The sequence below is a fragment of the Enterococcus sp. C102(2024) genome (assembly GCF_040888205.1).
Taxonomy (GTDB): Bacteria; Bacillota; Bacilli; order Lactobacillales; family Enterococcaceae; genus Enterococcus; species Enterococcus faecalis.
This window is the reverse complement of the sequence record NZ_JBFOHH010000006.1, coordinates 160,211-177,744: the sequence shown is the minus strand read 5'-3', so window position 1 is coordinate 177,744 and position 17,534 is coordinate 160,211. Positions and strand designations below refer to the sequence as shown.

Below are 17,534 nucleotides of genomic sequence, written 5' to 3'. Positions count from 1 at the left end.
TAAATAGGAGGGTCAAATAGATGGAAGTGACATTTATCAAGGTTCTATTAATGTTTTTAATTGCCTTTTTTGCCTACATGCATAGCTGGTTTGGTTCAACGATGTGGAACCGTCCAATTGTTGTCGCTCCGCTAGTAGGGTTAGCTTTAGGAGACTTAGATACGGGAATTAAGCTTGGCGCAACATTAGAGTTGGTATTTATGGGTGCATTTCCTGTTGGCGCAAGTAATCCACCAGATTTTGTTTCAGGAACGATTATTGCAACAGCTTATGTAATTATGAGTGGGCAATCAATTTCTAGTGCGGTTGTTTTAGCTGTTCCAATCGCTACATTAGTACTTTTAATCGATAATCTTCAGATGACATTTTTACTTACAGGCGCTAGCCATTTAGCTGATAAGGAAGCAAAACGAGGCAATATTCAAGGGGTAGAGCGAATTCAACTAATTGCAGGAGTTGGCAATAAAGTTTTGTTAGCTCTAATTGTGGCATTAGGCTTTTACTTAGGCGTGCCGTTTATTGAAAAGGTATTGTCTTATGTCCCAGACTTTATTACGCATGGATTAGATATTGCGGCAGGTATTATTCCAGCAATTGGTTTTGCGATGTTAGCAAGAATGATGGTAACAAAAAAGATGATTCCATTTCTATTATTAGGCTTTTTATTCGCTGCTTATTTAAAAATTTCAGTAGTGGGGATTGCTTTGTTTGGCATCGTGATTGTCCTACTATATATGAATATGAGTGATGGTCAAACAAGGGAGGCTGTTGTCGATGACAATGAATTCTAAAAACACAAAATCTGTCATTACTAAAAAAGATTTTTGGTCTGTATTTTTTCGCTCTTTAACGTTAGATGCATCATGGAATTATGAGCGGATGCAAAATTTAGCTTATGCTTATGCAATGGCTCCAATTATACGTAGGTTGTATAAAAATAATGAAGAGAAGAAAGCGGCCTTAGAACGACATTTAGAGTTTATGTCTGTCACTCCGCATATCTCTACCTTATTATTAGGAATTTCTGGAGCAATGGAAGAAGAAAATGCTAAAAATCATGAATTTAACTCAGCTAGTATTAATGCAGTGAAAACTAGTTTAATGGGACCAATGTCTGGGATTGGGGATTCTTTCTTTTGGGGGACCTTAAAAGTTATCGCAACAGGTGTAGCTATTTCATTGTCTAAACAAGGAAATATTTTTGGTCCGATTGCCTTTTTACTGATTATCAATATTCCGCATTTTGCTTTACGGTATATCTGTTTGGATAAAGGGTTTAAATTAGGTGCTAAATTTTTTAGTGATGTTGAAGATAGCGGCGTAATCGAAAAAGTTACCACAGCTGCCTCTATTTTAGGGTTAATGGTTATTGGTGGGATGACGGCTTCTAATGTCGTGTTTGAGTTAACTGCCAAAGTTGGCTCTGGAAAAATCGCCACGCCATTACAAGAATATATCGACCAAATCATGTTAGGTTTTTTCCCGGCTTTATTCTTCTTAGTTATTTACTGGTTATTAGGGAAAAAAGTGAAAACAACGACACTTTTAGTTGGGGTTATTCTATTATCTATTTTTTTGGCGGCATTAGGGATTGCCTAAAATTCAATAATTGTAAGTGCAACTTTCCACTTTTTTTGTTACTATAGGACAGGAGAGAATTTAGCTATCCAGCCTATAGCTTTCAAATTTAGGAGGAACAGAAATGATTTTTGCATATAACAAAGAACACGTTGGCGATGTCTTACTTGTCATCGTTGCGGACGATCAAGGGGCGGAAAACCAAGTAAAACGTGTCGGCGATGTGGCACGTGTAAGTTTAGTTGAGGCGCCAGAAACAGTGGTAGCTTGGAATATTTTCAATGCTTCAGCGCTTCTAGGTGACATTAATGGCACCGGCCAAGTGACTTTAACAGACGAACAAATCGAAAAAGTCAATACAGCGATTAAAGATGCGGGATTTTCAGAAACCCTTGAAAAAGACGACACCCCTAAAATTGTGGTTGGCTTTGTCAAATCATGTAAAAAACACCCAGATTCAGATCATTTATCTATCACACAAACAGAAGTAGAGAACGGCGAAATCTTACAAATTGTTTGTGGCGCACCGAACATCAAAGCAGGACAAAAAGTAGTTGTTGCCAAGCCAGGCGCAATGATGCCTGATGGTTTAATGATTTGGCCAGGGGTTTTACGTGGTGAAGAAAGTTTTGGAATGATTTGTTCAGCAAAAGAATTACGTTTACCAAATGCACCTGCTAAAAAAGGAATCTTAGAATTGCCTTTTGATGCAGAAGTTGGTTCTGCATTTGCGGTAGGAGAATAAAAGAAAAAACGACCTGTTGTTCAGACAACAGGTCGTTTCTTTCTTTTATTGATTGCTGCGATTATTTTGTTGTGTTAAAGCTGATTTATCAATGGTTAAATCGATGGTTGCTTTCATTTCTTTAGAACCACGATAATAAGTCACTTCCATTTTGTCGCCAACTTTTTTCTTGTAAAGCGCGCTTTGTAAATCTGTAGTAGAGCTTACGTCTTGGCCGTCAACTTTCGTGATAACATCGTATTTTTCCAATCCAGCCTTTTCAGCAGGGGTCGCTGCTTCAACACCACGAACCACTACGCCAGTTTTTACAGAAGCTGGAATTTTTAAAATTTGTTCTTGTTGTTGTGAAGAGATACCTGTTAAATCAGACATCGTAATCCCGAGAGCTGGCCGCGTCACTTTACCATCTTTTTCTAATTGGTTGATAATGTTGACTACGTCATTACTTGGAATGGCAAAGCCCATCCCTTCAACGCTCACTTGACTAGTTGATTGCACAATTTTTACTGAGTTAATTCCAATGACTTGTCCTTCAATATTGATTAGTGGACCACCAGAGTTTCCTGGATTGATGGCAGCATCGGTTTGAATGGCATTAATATTGATGGTTTCACCAGACTCGTTTTTATTGGTAATATTTCTATTCACAGAAGAGATGATTCCTTGTGTGACAGAGTTAGCATAATCAGAGCCTAGAGGGGAACCAATTGCAATAGCAGGCTCACCGACTGTGATTTTACTAGAATTTCCAAACTCAGCGACTTGATCAACTTTGTCGGAAGAAATTTTAATCACGGCTAAATCCGTGTAAGCATCGGTTCCGACTAATTCGCCTTTCACTTTGGTACCATCAGATAAAACAACTTCCAATCCTTGCGCTTTATCTACGACGTGGTTATTTGTCACGACATAAGCCGTTTTACCATCTTTCTTATAAATAACCCCACTACCTTCACTGGCTGCTTCTAAATCGTTGCCATTGTTGCCGGAAGAGTCTTGAGTACCTTCATTCCCACCGAACAATCCCCCAAAAGGATCATCTGCCGAAGAATTGTTGCTAGCACTTTGCATATTAATGACAGAAACCACAGAATTTTGAACTTTTTTCACGGCTTTTGTGACATCGCTAGACACATTGTAACTTACATTGCTGACTTTTGTGTCGCCGTGATTAGTGGATGTCGTCGTCGCCGCATTATTTCCGCCGTTGGGTGTGGGAATAATCCCAGAATAAGCGCCTCCTAGAATAAGGGCGCCACCAAGTAAGCCGCCAGCTAAACCAATCCCAAATTTTTGCAATAAACTTTTTTTATCTGAATTAGGTGTAACATCTTTTCGTTGCATAAAATAACCTCCCAATAAGTGCATCTGAATTTTCTATATTAAGTATATCTGTTTCCTACTCCTTTAGTCTATCGAATAGCTTTGAATTTTTTATGAACAACTTAGGGAAAAATTACAGAAAAAATACGAATGAAAAAGTTATACACAGAAAAATGTGAACAAATCGGGAATAACTCTGTGTATAGTTTTTAAGAAAGTTATCCACAGAATGTGGATAATGTGGACAAATCAGTGGCGAATATGTGTTTGTATTGAAAAAGCTGTTAAATAAAGTAATTTTTTAGTTTGTTCTGTGGATAACTCTGTGTATATGTGTATAAGTATGTGGAAATGTTGTGGAAAGTAGCCAAACTTCGTGCTAAAATAAGAAAGAAGAGAAAACGAGAAAGTAGTGGAATAGGTGAAAATTAAACTAGTAACAGTCGGAAAACTGAAAGAAAAATACCTGATTCAAGGCATTAATGAATATCTGAAACGTTTAAATAGCTATGCCAAGATGGAAATCATTGAAGTACCAGATGAAAAAGCCCCAGAAAAACTCAGTGACGCTGAAATGCTTCAAGTCAAAGAAAAAGAAGGCCAACGTATTTTGGGGAAAATTAATGACAACGAATACGTCTTTGTTTTAGCCATTAACGGCAAACAATTATCTAGTGAAGAATTTTCAAAAGAAATTGAACAATTAGGGATTAGTGGCAAAAGTAATCTAACCTTTGTCATTGGTGGCTCCTTAGGTCTCAGTGATTCAGTCCTTCAGCGAAGTAACCAACAAATTTCTTTTGGCCGCTTAACTTATCCACATCAGTTAATGCGTTTGGTATTAGTTGAACAAATTTATCGTGGTTTTCGGATTATGAAAGGGGAACCGTATCATAAATAGGAAGTAGACTGGCTGCTCAGGAAGTTCTATGAATCAAGTCATTGCTTGAAAAATATATGAAGTAAAATATCTTTAGTCTGTTTGTCTGATAGAAAATAAAAAAATTCAATCAAACTGGTTTGAGAGCAATGTTACCGTTCAAACAATAAATAAAAATGAGAGGAATGGCAAAAAACAATGGTCATTCCTCTCGTTTTTTCAAAAAAATTGTCCGATTGTTGTGCCTCAGAAACAGGTTCAGCACCCATAATTATTATTTTAAAATGAGAAAAAATTAAGGGATTATCATAAAAATCAATATTTTTAACGTGAAAAGTTGAATAAGCTCTTTAATGAAGAAAACGCTATTGACAGTAACCAAAAATTACCTTAAAGTGAAAGCGTAAACATGTATAATATTTCATGTGACTAGGGAAAACTAGGCATGAAAAGTCTGTCTGAAGTAATTACTTTAGGTTGTCTTTTCATGCCTAATTTTTATATAGAATACTTAGTAGAGGAGGAAGTTGATTAAATTATCAGAAAAAAGTGTTTGGAAAAGTCGGATTGGTTGCTTAAAAATAGAAAGATATGGGGAAAAATATGATTAAAAAAATAATAGTCGTTGTTGCTTTCATGCTTACAGGCTTCTCGCTAACTGCGATGAGTGCCTCTGCAGAAGAAATAACTGATTTATTTTTACAAAAAGAAGTGACATATTCTGGTGTGGAAGGAGGAAAAATTGGAGAGAATTGGAAATACCCTCAATTTGTTGGCGAAAAAGCTGTCGATGGCGATGAAACAACACGCTGGTCCGCTGATAAGCAAGATGAACAATGGTTAATTGTTGATTTGGGTGAAGTAAAAAACATTGGCGAACTCGTTTTACAGTTGCATGCAGAAAGTCCTGTGTATGAAATCTTAGTTTCAACAGATGGTGAAAGCTATCAATCTATCTTTAAAGAAGAGAATGGGAAAGGTGGCCAACCTACTAAAAAATATATTGATGGCAATAATGTACAAGCACGTTTTGTAAAATATCAGCAGATGAAAATGTGGCAACACACAAATAAGCAATTTTACAGTTCAAGTATTATTTCGTTTGAAGCATATGAAAAAAAACGACTGCCAGAAGCGATTAAACTTTTAACAGAGAACCTGACTATTAGTGAAAAAAGAAAGCAACAGCTAGCCTTTGAAGTGTCACCAGCTGGAGTAGATATCACAGAGGATCAGATTGAGTGGTCAAGTAGTGATCCTACCATTGTGACGGTTGACCAAACGGGTAATTTAACAGCAGTTAAGAGTGGTGAAGCGAAAGTAACAGTCAAAATTAAAGGAACAGAAATTAGTGATACAATTCCTGTGACTGTTGTAGCAGAAAATAAACAATATGCGGAAATGCGAGCAAAATGGAAAATGCGATTGTTGGGTACAACGCAGTATGATAACGATGCAGATGTGCAACAGTATCGTGCCCAGATTGCTACGGAGAGTTTAGCATTGTGGCAAACGCTTAATCAAGCAGCAGATCGTGGGTATTTGTGGGAACGAAAACCATCGGATACAGTGTCTGCTGATTACACGACTCAATTTACCAATATTAAAAAATTAGCGTTAGGCTACTATGAACCATCAAGTGAGCTTTTTGAAAAACCGGAAGTTTATGATGCGATTGTTAAAGGCATTGAATTTATGATTGATACAAAAAAATACAATGGAACGTATTACACAGGTAACTGGTGGGATTGGCAAATTGGTTCCGCGCAGCCGCTAACAGATACATTGATTTTATTACATGATGACCTATTGAATACAGATGCAGAAAAATTAAATAAATTTACTGCTCCGCTGATGCTGTATGCAAAAGATCCAAACATACAATGGCCAATTTATCGTGCAACAGGGGCTAACTTAACAGATATTTCAATCACCGTTTTAGGTACTGGACTTTTGTTAGAAGATAATCAACGCCTAGTACAAGTACAAGAAGCTGTTCCGTCCGTTTTAAAAAGTGTTTCCTCTGGTGATGGCTTATATCCTGATGGTTCCTTGATTCAACATGGTTATTTTCCGTACAACGGCAGTTACGGGAATGAGTTGCTAAAAGGGTTTGGACGAATTCAGACTATTTTAAAAGGTTCCGACTGGGAGATGAATGACCCTAACATTAGTAATTTATTTAATGTTGTTGATAAAGGTTACTTACAATTGATGGTAAATGGAAAAATGCCATCGATGGTTTCTGGTAGAAGTATTTCCAGAGCGCCAGAAACGAATCCTTTTACTACAGAGTTTGAATCGGGTAAAGAAACAATAGCTAATTTAACCTTAATTGCAAAATTTGCACCAGAAAATTTAAGAAATGACATTTATACATCTATCCAAACGTGGCTTCAACAAAGTGGGTCATACTATCATTTCTTTAAAAAACCAAGAGATTTTGAAGCGTTAATTGACTTGAAAAATGTGGTGAATAGTGCGTTACCTGCCCAAGCGACACCAATGCAATCTTTAAATGTATATGGTTCGATGGATCGAGTCCTACAGAAAAATAACGAATATGCGGTGGGTATTAGTATGTATTCACAACGTGTCGGAAACTATGAATTTGGGAATACGGAAAATAAAAAAGGCTGGCATACAGCAGACGGCATGCTTTATTTATACAATCAAGACTTTGCTCAGTTTGATGAAGGATACTGGGCAACGATCGATCCATATCGATTACCAGGAACGACAGTTGACACAAGAGAATTGGCAAATGGTGCTTATACAGGGAAACGCAGTCCCCAGTCATGGGTAGGTGGCTCAAATAATGGACAGGTTGCCTCTATAGGAATGTTTTTAGATAAAAGTAATGAAGGAATGAACTTAGTTGCTAAAAAATCTTGGTTCCTATTAGATGGTCAAATCATTAATTTGGGAAGTGGCATTACTGGTACGACAGATGCTTCGATTGAAACAATCCTCGATAATCGGATGATTCATCCACAGGAAGTGAAGCTTAACCAAGGTTCAGACAAAGATAATTCTTGGATTAGTTTAAGCGCAGCGAATCCATTGAATAACATTGGCTATGTTTTTCCTAATTCAATGAATACCCTTGATGTTCAAATAGAAGAACGCTCTGGTCGCTACGGAGATATTAACGAATACTTTGTTAATGATAAAACCTATACAAATACATTTGCTAAAATTAGTAAAAATTATGGCAAGGCTGTTGAAAATGGTACTTACGAATATTTAACAGTGGTTGGGAAAACGAATGAAGAAATCGCAGCTCTTTCTAAAAACAAAGGCTATACTGTTCTAGAAAATACAGCAAGCTTACAAGCCATCGAAGCAGGTAATTATGTCATGATGAATACATGGAATAATGACCAAGAAATTGCAGGACTGTATGCGTATGATCCAATGTCGGTTATTTCAGAAAAAATTGATAACGGTGTTTATCGCTTAACTCTTGCGAATCCTTTACAAAATAATGCATCCGTTTCTATTGAATTTGATAAGGGCATTCTTGAAGTAGTCATAGCGGACCCAGAAATTTCTGTTGACCAAAATATTATCACTTTAAATAGTGCGGGGTTAAATGGCAGCTCGCGTTCAATCACAGTTAAAACAACTCCTGAAGTAACGAAAGAAGCGTTAGAAAAATTAATTCAGGAACAAAAAGAACACCAAGAAAAAGACTACACCGCAAGCAGCTGGAAAGTCTACAGTGAAGCATTGCAGCAAGCGAAAACTGTGGCAGATCAAACAACAGCAACGCAAGCAGAAGTAGACCAAGCAGAAGCAAAACTACGCTCGGCAGTGAAGCAATTGGCAAAAGTACCAACCAAAGAAGTAGATAAAACCAACTTGTTGAAAATCATAAAAGAAAACGAGAAACATCAAGAAAAAGACTACACCGCAAGCAGCTGGAAAGTCTACAGTGAAGCATTGCAGCAAGCACAAACTGTGGTAGATCAAGCAACAGCAACGCAAGCAGAAGTAGACCAAGCAGAAGAAAAACTACGTTCGGCAGTGAAGCAATTGGTAAAAGTGCCAACTAAAGAAGTAGATAAAACCAACTTGTTGAAAATCATCAAAGAAAATGAGAAAAACCAAGAAAAAGACTACACCGCAAGCAGCTGGAAAGTCTACAGCGAAGCATTGAAACAAGCACAAACTGTGGTAGATCAAGCAACAGCAACGCAAGCAGAAGTAGACCAAGCAGAAGCAGAGCTAGGCTCGGCAGTGAAGCAATTGGTAAAAGTACCAACTATAGATAAAACCAACTTGTTGAAAATCATCAAAGAAAACGAGAAAAACCAAGAAAAAGACTACACCGCAAGCAGCTGGAAAGTCTACAGCGAAGCATTGCAACAAGCGCAAACTGTGGCAGATCAAACAACAGCGACGCAAGCAGAAGTAGACCAAGCAGAAGAAAAACTACGCTCGGCAGTGAAGCAATTGGTAAAAGTGCCAACTAAAGAAGTAGATAAAACCAACTTGTTGAAAATCATCAAAGAAAACGAGAAACATCAAGAAAAAGACTACACCGCAAGCAGCTGGAAAGTCTACAGTGAAGCATTGCAGCAAGCACAAACTGTGGTAGATCAAACAACAGCAACGCAAGCAGAAGTAGACCAAGCAGAAGCAAAACTACGTTCGGCGGTGAAGCAATTGGTAAAAGTGCCAACTAAAGAAGTAGATAAAACCAACTTGTTGAAAATCATCAAAGAAAACGAGAAACACCAAGAAAAAGACTACACCGCAAGCAGCTGGAAAGTCTACAGTGAAGCATTGCAGCAAGCACAAACTGTGGTAGATCAAACAACAGCAACGCAAGCAGAAGTAGACCAAGCAGAAGAAAAACTACGTTCGGCGGTGAAGCAATTGGTAAAAGTGCCAACTAAAGAAGTAGATAAAACCAACTTGTTGAAAATCATCAAAGAAAACGAGAAACATCAAGAAAAAGACTACACCGCAAGCAGCTGGAAAGTCTACAGCGAAGCATTGCAGCAAGCGAAAACTGTGGCAGATCAAACAACAGCAACGCAAGCAGAAGTAGACCAAGCAGAAGCAAAACTACGCTCGGCAGTGAAGCAATTAACATTGAAAAATAGTGGGGAAAATAAAAAGGAGCAAAAAAATGGGGGGAATAATGGACACTTAAATACTAGTGCGGGAGTTGATCAAACTAGTACGAAACAAGTTAAGCCATCAAGCCAAGGTGGTTTCAGAAAAGCTAGCCAATTTTTACCGAGCACAGGAGAAAAGAAATCGATCGCGCTTGTGATTATTGGCCTTCTAGTTATAGCCAGTGGGTGTCTTCTAGTTTTTCGTAAAAGTAAATCGAAGAAGTAAAAAATTACGGAGTCACTAAAAACATAAGAAAAAGCAGACTTCCATACAAGAAGTCTGCTTTTTCATTAATTACTCCGCTTCCGCGTTTTGCAAGTCAGCGACATCAGTCAGATAAGTGGCTTCATCCAACAAATCTTCCGAATGTGCGACATAAATCGCAGTGGCGCTATCACCAACCACGTTTAGGCTAGTAACGAGCATTTCGATTGGACGATTAATGGCTAAAATCAATGAATACGTCGCAATCGCAATCTCATTGTTATAGTTTAAACCAGTTAAAATAGTGAAAAGGATAATCCCGCCAGCGCCAGGTGCCGCCGGTGTACCGATGGATGACATTAAAGCTAAAATGGCAATCAAGGCAATATTAGCTGGTGTCACTTCATAACCAGCTACGCCCGCCACAAAAATAGCCGCAATTACTTGCATAATCGCTGTGCCGTTCATATTGATAGTCATTCCTAACGGCAAGACAAAGGCGGCAACATCGCTGTCGACACCTAACTCTTCAACCGTTGTTTTTGTATTTAACGGTAAAGTGGCCGCCGAAGAAGAAGTAGAAAATCCAAAGACCACAACTTTCATAATCTTTTTAATAAAAGGAACAGGATTTAATTTTGTCGCAAATAAGATAAATAATGGGTAACCGATCATCAAAAAGGCTAAGAGCGTCGCTGTCGTTGTTACGACGTAGACTAACGCTGGTTTTAAATAATCAATCCCGTAAGAAGCAAACGTCCGAACTAACAACATAAAGACGGCGATAGGAGCAAATTTAGTAATTACAAAGGTTAAAAATAACGTGACCATCGCATTGACTTCTTCAATTAATTTTTTGAAAACACGAATTTTATCTCCTAATGCATTAATACATAAACCAGTAATCACTGCCAACACAACAACGGCTAAAATCGCACCATTGTCGCTAAATGCAGAACCAATATTTTTCGTGACAGCATTGACAATCACCATTAATGGGTTGCCGCTCGTACTTACTTCGACAGGAGCTAGCGTTTCAGATAACGACACATTAAAAGCGCCAGTTAAATATACGCTATAGCCCACAATTCCAGCCGTTAATAGAGCAATCAGTGACATCGATAAAAAGCCGAAAATTGTTTTATAGGAAATTCGTCCTAATTTTTGCGTATCGGTAATATGACAAATGGCTAAAGTAATTGAAGTAAAGACCATCGGCACAATCACTAATTGTAGGCCGTTAATAAATAGTTGACCAATAATATAGAAAAGTCCAATTGCAGATTGTCCTTTTTCAGGATCTGAAATATCTTGGAAAAGAATCTGATTGATTGTCTGCCACACGGCGCCTTGATTGCTGCGAATAAGGTGCTCTCTTAAAAATAAAAAGCCGAGCCCAACGATTAATCCTCCCACCAATGAAATCACCATTTTTTTGGTAAATGAGATACCTTTCACTTCACGTTTTTTCTTTTCCACTTTGTTGCCTCCCAAATAAATTGATTAAGCACCGCGCAAAAAAAGCCTTGCACACAAAAAAGGGCAAGACGTCTCGTATCATTCACTATACAAAAATACAGAATTTTACAGAACTTTGCCTTGTTAGCCTCTCGGACTATCTTAAAGGTACTTTTCCACATACTAAGGGAAACTACGAGAATTGTCAATTCTTTTTTACTTAGGGGGGTTATTTTTGAAGAAAGAAAGTGATCTTTACCCTTTCCGCAGATACCGCAGCCAAAAAAGAACTACAACGGATTCTTTTGCAGTATAATAGAAAATAGAAACGAAAGAACAGGCACCAACACAAAGGAGGTATTTTTATGAAAGTCACTCAACTTTCTAGTGAAACCCTTGACCGAGCGCATGAACGTTTTGAAGAAACACTTGCGCAAATGACCGTTGCCGAAGCAAACACGATGCCCGCTCCATTAATCAAGTCTGTTACTTGGCTGATGTGGCACACAGCCAGAGAATTAGACCTACAAATTTCCGCACTTAATCATAGTGAGCCGTTATGGCTTAGCCAACACTGGACAGAAAAATTTGCCTTGGATTTGCCAGATGAGACAGAAGACTGGCATCACACACCAGAAGAAGCGGCGAAAGTCGTGGTGGCAGAAAAGCAATTGCTTAGTGACTATTTGGCTGCTAGTGTGGCACTTACCAAAAGCTATTTAGACCAAATCAAAGAAGAACAATTGTCAGACGTAATTGATAAAAATTGGACCCCGCCGGTGACTAGACAAGTGCGTTTAGTTTCAGTGATTGATGATGCAGTGATGCATTCTGGGCAAGCCGTTTATACACGAAGATTAGTCATTGGAAAATGATAAATAAGTAAAAACAAAAATGCTTCTGCTTAAGCAGGAGCATTTTTTATTGAGAGAAAAATACATAAAAATAATGAACGAAGAACTGTCCACTTTTTCCCTAGTTGAAACGTTGTATAAGTGAAAGGAGAAATCAGATGAAAAAGGAGGCAAATTTTGACGAAGTACTATTTTCTTTGGGGCAAGAAGTCATCCAAGTCTTGATTCGCCGAGGAGCAAGTCTTGAAGATGCACAAGATGCAGTGTCGCAAACGTATACAACGATTTTTTCAATATTACCTGAAATTACATCAGAAAATCTACGCCCGTGGTTTTTTCGAGTAACATTTAATTACTACATTACGATGTATCGAAAAAAGAAACGAGAACGCACTTTTGTGGCAAACAGCCATCCTGTACAATCAATAGAAAAAATGGAAGGGCAAGAGTTATTATTATTGATCGATTCCTTAAAAGATGAGGAACAAGAACTAGTACTTTTGAAATATTATTATCAATTATCGTATGCCGAGATTGCGTTGATTTTAGAATTATCTGTTGAAAATGTTCGCAAAAAATTGTATCGCACACGTCAAAAATTAAAAAAAGAACTGGAGGAATAGAAGTGGATTTAAAAAAAAGTATTCGTAAAGCGAAAAGAAAACAATTTATCGTGATTGGTGCCATAACCGTTGTTAGTTTTGCTGTATTGTTTGTCGGTTTTTTTGTGGGAATGGATAAACTTTCGACGAAAAACTATCATACCCTACTAGAAGTAATTAATGATCAAGAAATGATTGCTTCACCAAACACTCAATTAGATTCCCAAGTAATTGCTAATAGTTCGCCTTTTGGGGGCGAAGTTGTAACTAATCGTTCAAAAAATATTGATGGTTACACGGTGGAGTGGAGTAATTTACGTAGCAGATATAGCTTTTTCAGAAATTCGATTGACTGGAATGAAGTCTATCCTGGTAGCTATTATTCTTCTAAGAATTTTTATGAATACAACCGACAAACCAAGCAGAAAGTAGCATCTTTTTATAACCCAGCGATTACCAATTACTATGGTGGTATCAAAAACGAATTAAGTGAATTAGATAAAATGGAAAACCAAGTAGCGGAAGTGGCGATTTCTTTTGATAAACCTTATCCATATGAAGAAGTCCGCAAAATGTTACCGAGCAATGTCAACTTAGTTTGGCTCTATGTTTACTCCGAAACGGTTAATGAAGCAGAAGGTCCTTCTGGTACGCTGCCTTATGGTTTTCAATTAAGCATGGACGATCACAACGAAATATTTGATCCTGAAAATAACAAGCAACACTTTTTTGAAACCTTAGAAAAATCCCCGTTGTTTGCTGACAACCAAGAAGGCCAAAAGTTTATCCAACAAAATAAAAATAAAAAAGTCGAAAAATTACCTATTTGGGGAGTCATGCTCACCGGACAAACCAAAAATTTCAAAGCCTTACAAAATGAACCTTTTGTTCGTGGTGCTTCAATTGGCGTGACCGCACCTATCGTTCCTTATATTCAGCCAGAGAAATAAATGTTCTTCAGAACTCTAAGCCTTCCGACTGATTTTGCTTCAACGATATTGTCAGTAAAAATAGAAAACGTTATAATAGAATGGATCACAGGAAGTGCTTCTACAATGCGTGGGAGCACTTTTTTTACTTATCTATGAGGAGGGCAAGTGAATGTTTTTTAATTTTATTGGGTTAACGTTATTTTTTGGTATCGGGATCTTAGTTGCGAATGGCGCCAACATTGTAGCGAATAAAGGGAAAAAGAGTAAAGGGACTATTCTATTAATGGTGATGGAACTGCTCTTGTTAGGTATCTTTTTATTTGTGACTTTGCCAAGTAAAAATCTTTCAACTGTGTTGTGGATTAATTTGATTGGCGCAGTGATTGCTAGTGGGGTGTTATTAAGTACACGCTTAGCTAGTAAAGTCGAAGTTCCTGGTATCCAAAAGGGCCGCAAAGAAGTAGGCAAGAATACCAACAAAACGGCTAACAAAGACTGGTCTGGCAAAATTTTGGGTGTTGCCGTTTTGGCAATGATTTTGTTGACCATTGTCAGTAGTATTACCAGAATTTCTTCCATTGATGAAATTTATCAAACAATTCCTTTAAAAACGGAAGAAAAAGCTGAAGTTTTAACTTCGGCGAAAGAAACACCCATTGCGATTGCACCACAAACGGCGAAACGAAAAATGTTACAGAAATTTTCTGTCATTCCCAATTCCAATATGTTTACTTTGGATGGTATAACGGCACAAGTTGTCAATGGCGAGTATGTATATGTAGCAACAGTCGAATTTAATGGCTTCTTTAAATGGCTAAAACTGGGGGAAGTACCTGGCTATTTCATCATTAGTGCGACAGATATCAACGCACAGCCAGAATTTGTAGAAAAACCAATTGTTTATACTCCTTCAGCTTACTTTGGCAAAGATGCTGCACGAAAAATTTATTCCGCTTATCCAGGTTATGCAGCAACTGGCACAATCAATTTAGAGCTGGACGACCAAGGGAATCCTTATTATATTCAAACGCTTTACAAAGAGTATGGGGTTTCTGGTCGCATGCACTATAATGAATTTAAAACGGCGGTATTAAATGCTACAACAGGAGAAGTTAACGTTTATGACAGTCAAAAAGCCCCAAGTTTCGTTGATGCGCCGATTACTAGTTCAGCGGCGAATAGCTTAAATGAATTCTTTGGTCGTTACAGTCAAGGCTGGTGGAACCAGACAATGTTTGGTGCCAAAAAAGATGTTAAAATTCCAACTGAAAATGGTATTTATGCATCAGGACAAATTACGCCGATGATGAACAAGGAAGGGAATCAGTTGCTTTATTTTACGGACTTTACAAGTAGTGAAAAAGACCAAGATTCCGCTTTAGGTTACTCCTTAATCAATGCCCGAACAGGTCAAGTTACGTATTATCGTGATACTAAAGTCGGCATTATGGATAGTGATGGCGCCATTTCTATCGCCTCAAAAATTTATCCAGAAAAGAAATGGAAAGCTAGTATGCCAGTCCTTTATAACATTGATGGCGTGCCAACGTGGATTGTTTCGTTAATGGACAGTAAAGGGATTTTCAAAAAATATGTCTATATAAACGCCGTAGATAATGATATTGTGATTGATGCAGACACGGCACAAGGCGCATTAGACGCTTATCGAATTGAGTTAGTAACCAAAGGAAGTAACAATGAAAATACAGACAAAGCCAACTTGAAAACGATGCAAGGTAAAGTAGCTCGTGTCTCAGTAGTAGCTGGGGAAGCGCAAACGGTAGTTTCATTTTTACTAGAAGATGAAAAAACCATTTTTAGCGTAACGACTAATAACAGTCCGCTGGCGCTATTCTTAAAAGAGGGCGACCAAGTGACATTTAAAGCCGTAGTGACTGAAAATGCTAAAGCAGCGAATGTTGAAGAATTGAAAATTGCAGGATTAAACTAAATAAAACACCTCTTTTCTATGGAAAAGAGGTGTTTTATTCTTGGAAAAGAAGAAAAATCCACCTATTTCTGCTATGATAAGAGAGAAAAAGAATACGAAGGAGCTTCGCCCATGCGCAACATAAAATTAACCATTGAATATGATGGTAAAAGATACTCAGGTTGGCAACGACTAGGTAATTCAGAGAAAACGATTCAAGGGAAAATTGAAAGTATTTTAACACAAATGACAGGTGAACCGATTGAAATTATTGGCTCAGGCAGAACGGATGCCGGCACACATGCACGTGGTCAAGTAGCGAATTTTAAAACGACTAGTTCACTAACAACAACCGAAATGTTATCCTTTTTAAATCGATATTTACCTGGCGATATTGTTGTTAAAGAAGTTACAGAAATGCCTGAACGTTTTCATGCACGGTATAACGCCACAGGCAAACAATACAGCTACTATGTTTGGAATAGCCCAATTCCTAATGCCTTTGAACGGTATCATAGTTTTCACTTTCCCAAAGCGTTGGATCAAGAAAAAATGGAACAAGCTTGCCAAAAATTAATAGGGACCCATGATTTTATTGGTTTTTCAGCATTGAAAAAAACCAAAAAATCGACTACTCGAACGATTGAAAAGATTACGATTGAAAGAAACGGCGAAATGTTACAGTTCACTTTTGTGGGCAATGGTTTCTTGCATAAAATGGTCCGCATCCTCGTTGGGACACTTTTAGAAATTGGTGCAGGCACCAAAGAATTAGCGATAATTGACGAATTATTCGCAACAAAAGTCCGAGAAGGCGCAGGTGAAACGGCTCCTGCACAAGGATTGTTTTTAGATGAAGTGTATTATAAATAAACAACTTTAGAGGTGGGGGAAAAGTGAATAAAGATTGGAGAAAACTAAAAGCGTCTAATGAAGGTATTCCAACATTTGAATCATTAATGCCATATACTTTAGAAGTTTTGAAAGATGGAGATGTACTGAACAGAAAGATCATTTTAAAGCGTATTATTCAGTTCTTAGATATTCCGGATGAAATTGCCTCAATGATGTATCCAAACTACCCTCAAGGAGATGGGATTTTAGCAAATCGTTTCAGCTTTGCTATCAGCGATTTGTATAAAGCTGGAGCTGTTGAACGGATTAAACGAGGTATGTATCAAATAACAGAACTAGGTTTGGATTTATTAAATAATTATGGTGAAAAAATCAATAGAAAACTTTTGGAACAACAACCTGCATATCAAAAATATATGCAAGAATTAGTCGAACGGAATAATCGTGTTGGAACGACTACTATCGAAGCAAGCGCACCAATTGAAAGTGCTAAAATAGACATTGAGGATATGATCAACAATCAAAATAATCAAATTGCGATTGAACTATTAAATAAAGTTCAACAAGTGGAGCCAGTATTTTTTGAAAAGCTAGTTATACATTTATTGGAGACAATGGGATATAGTGGAAAACACGGAACGGCAGTTGTTACATCCAAATCAAATGATGGTGGAATAGATGGTATCATCAATCAGGATCCATTAGGAACTAGTACTGTTTATGTTCAAGCAAAGCGATATCACGAAACTAATACCATTGGTCGCCCTGCTATACAAGGATTTTATGGCGCTTTAGCTGCTGTAAATGCAGATAGAGGAGTTTTTATAACAACTTCTAGTTTTAGTGCTAATGCGCACGAATTTGCCAAAAATCAAGGGATAGTTTTAATAGATGGTATTAAATTAACAGAGCTCATGTTAGAGTTTGGTGTTGGTGTAGAAATAGCCAAGACGTACAAGCTATTTAGAATTGATAATGATTACTTTGAAGATGAGCTTTAGCTTATTATAAATAACAAAAAAATAAATTTTCTTTAACCACAC

At 37.6% G+C, this 17,534-nt stretch carries 13 protein-coding genes; 11 read left to right on the top strand and 2 right to left on the bottom strand.

The features are described 5' to 3' along the window. The first annotated feature begins 20 nt into the window (after window positions 1-20). From AB3I34_RS12165 to ytpR, 3 genes are all read left to right on the top strand, one after another. Window positions 21-791, top strand: a complete 771-nt coding sequence (locus AB3I34_RS12165; protein WP_002359088.1) for a PTS sugar transporter subunit IIC — start codon at window positions 21-23, stop codon at window positions 789-791. Then, window positions 775-1,599, top strand: coding sequence for a PTS system mannose/fructose/sorbose family transporter subunit IID (locus AB3I34_RS12160; RefSeq protein ID WP_002385250.1), 825 nt, complete (start codon window positions 775-777; stop codon window positions 1,597-1,599). Before AB3I34_RS12165 ends, AB3I34_RS12160 begins: the two co-directional genes overlap by 17 nt. Before the next feature lie 103 nt (window positions 1,600-1,702). Further along, on the top strand, window positions 1,703-2,323 hold the full coding sequence (gene ytpR / locus AB3I34_RS12155; protein WP_002407823.1) for a YtpR family tRNA-binding protein: 621 nt from the start codon (window positions 1,703-1,705) through the stop codon (window positions 2,321-2,323). Window positions 2,324-2,368: 45 nt separating this feature from the next. Here ytpR and AB3I34_RS12150 read toward each other — a convergent pair whose 3' ends face one another. Then, window positions 2,369-3,667 carry a S1C family serine protease gene (locus AB3I34_RS12150; protein ID WP_002368406.1) on the bottom strand — a complete coding sequence of 433 codons (1,299 nt, stop codon included), beginning with the start codon at window positions 3,665-3,667 and terminating at the stop codon, window positions 2,369-2,371. 400 nt (window positions 3,668-4,067) lie between these two features. On the opposite strand from AB3I34_RS12150, the gene rlmH reads away from it, so the two are divergent. Together rlmH and AB3I34_RS12140 are read left to right on the top strand one after the other, a co-directional pair. Beyond that, entirely contained in the window at window positions 4,068-4,547 is a 480-nt protein-coding gene (gene rlmH / locus AB3I34_RS12145) for a 23S rRNA (pseudouridine(1915)-N(3))-methyltransferase RlmH (RefSeq protein WP_002355021.1), read from the top strand. Window positions 4,548-5,129: 582 nt separating this feature from the next. Further along, on the top strand, window positions 5,130-9,881 hold the full coding sequence (locus AB3I34_RS12140; protein ID WP_105223226.1) for a polysaccharide lyase family 8 super-sandwich domain-containing protein: 4,752 nt from the start codon (window positions 5,130-5,132) through the stop codon (window positions 9,879-9,881). A gap of 69 nt (window positions 9,882-9,950) precedes the next feature. Here the strand turns inward: AB3I34_RS12140 and AB3I34_RS12135 are convergent, their stop codons facing one another. Further along, on the bottom strand, window positions 9,951-11,354 hold the full coding sequence (locus AB3I34_RS12135; protein WP_002387350.1) for a dicarboxylate/amino acid:cation symporter: 1,404 nt from the start codon (window positions 11,352-11,354) through the stop codon (window positions 9,951-9,953). 329 nt (window positions 11,355-11,683) lie between these two features. On the opposite strand from AB3I34_RS12135, the gene gst reads away from it, so the two are divergent. The 6 genes from gst (at window position 11,684) to AB3I34_RS12105 (ending at window position 17,492) form a co-directional block, all read left to right on the top strand. Further along, window positions 11,684-12,193, top strand: a complete 510-nt coding sequence (gene gst, locus AB3I34_RS12130) for a DinB family glutathione transferase (protein ID WP_002370068.1) — start codon at window positions 11,684-11,686, stop codon at window positions 12,191-12,193. Between the two features lie 137 nt (window positions 12,194-12,330). After that, the gene (locus AB3I34_RS12125; RefSeq protein ID WP_002355030.1) at window positions 12,331-12,795 is read left to right on the top strand and encodes an RNA polymerase sigma factor; all 465 of its coding nucleotides are present in this window, start codon (window positions 12,331-12,333) and stop codon (window positions 12,793-12,795) included. 2 nt (window positions 12,796-12,797) lie between these two features. Further along, entirely contained in the window at window positions 12,798-13,724 is a 927-nt protein-coding gene (locus AB3I34_RS12120) for an anti-sigma factor (RefSeq protein WP_002406041.1), read from the top strand. Between the two features lie 151 nt (window positions 13,725-13,875). Beyond that, window positions 13,876-15,657: a DNA-binding protein gene (locus tag AB3I34_RS12115; RefSeq protein WP_085444178.1), complete on the top strand. Its 1,782-nt coding sequence runs from the start codon at window positions 13,876-13,878 to the stop codon at window positions 15,655-15,657. 111 nt (window positions 15,658-15,768) lie between these two features. Continuing rightward, window positions 15,769-16,509: a tRNA pseudouridine(38-40) synthase TruA gene (truA, locus tag AB3I34_RS12110; RefSeq protein WP_002355033.1), complete on the top strand. Its 741-nt coding sequence runs from the start codon at window positions 15,769-15,771 to the stop codon at window positions 16,507-16,509. Between the two features lie 23 nt (window positions 16,510-16,532). Next, window positions 16,533-17,492: a restriction endonuclease gene (locus AB3I34_RS12105; protein ID WP_002395860.1), complete on the top strand. Its 960-nt coding sequence runs from the start codon at window positions 16,533-16,535 to the stop codon at window positions 17,490-17,492. Window positions 17,493-17,534: the final 42 nt, after the last annotated feature.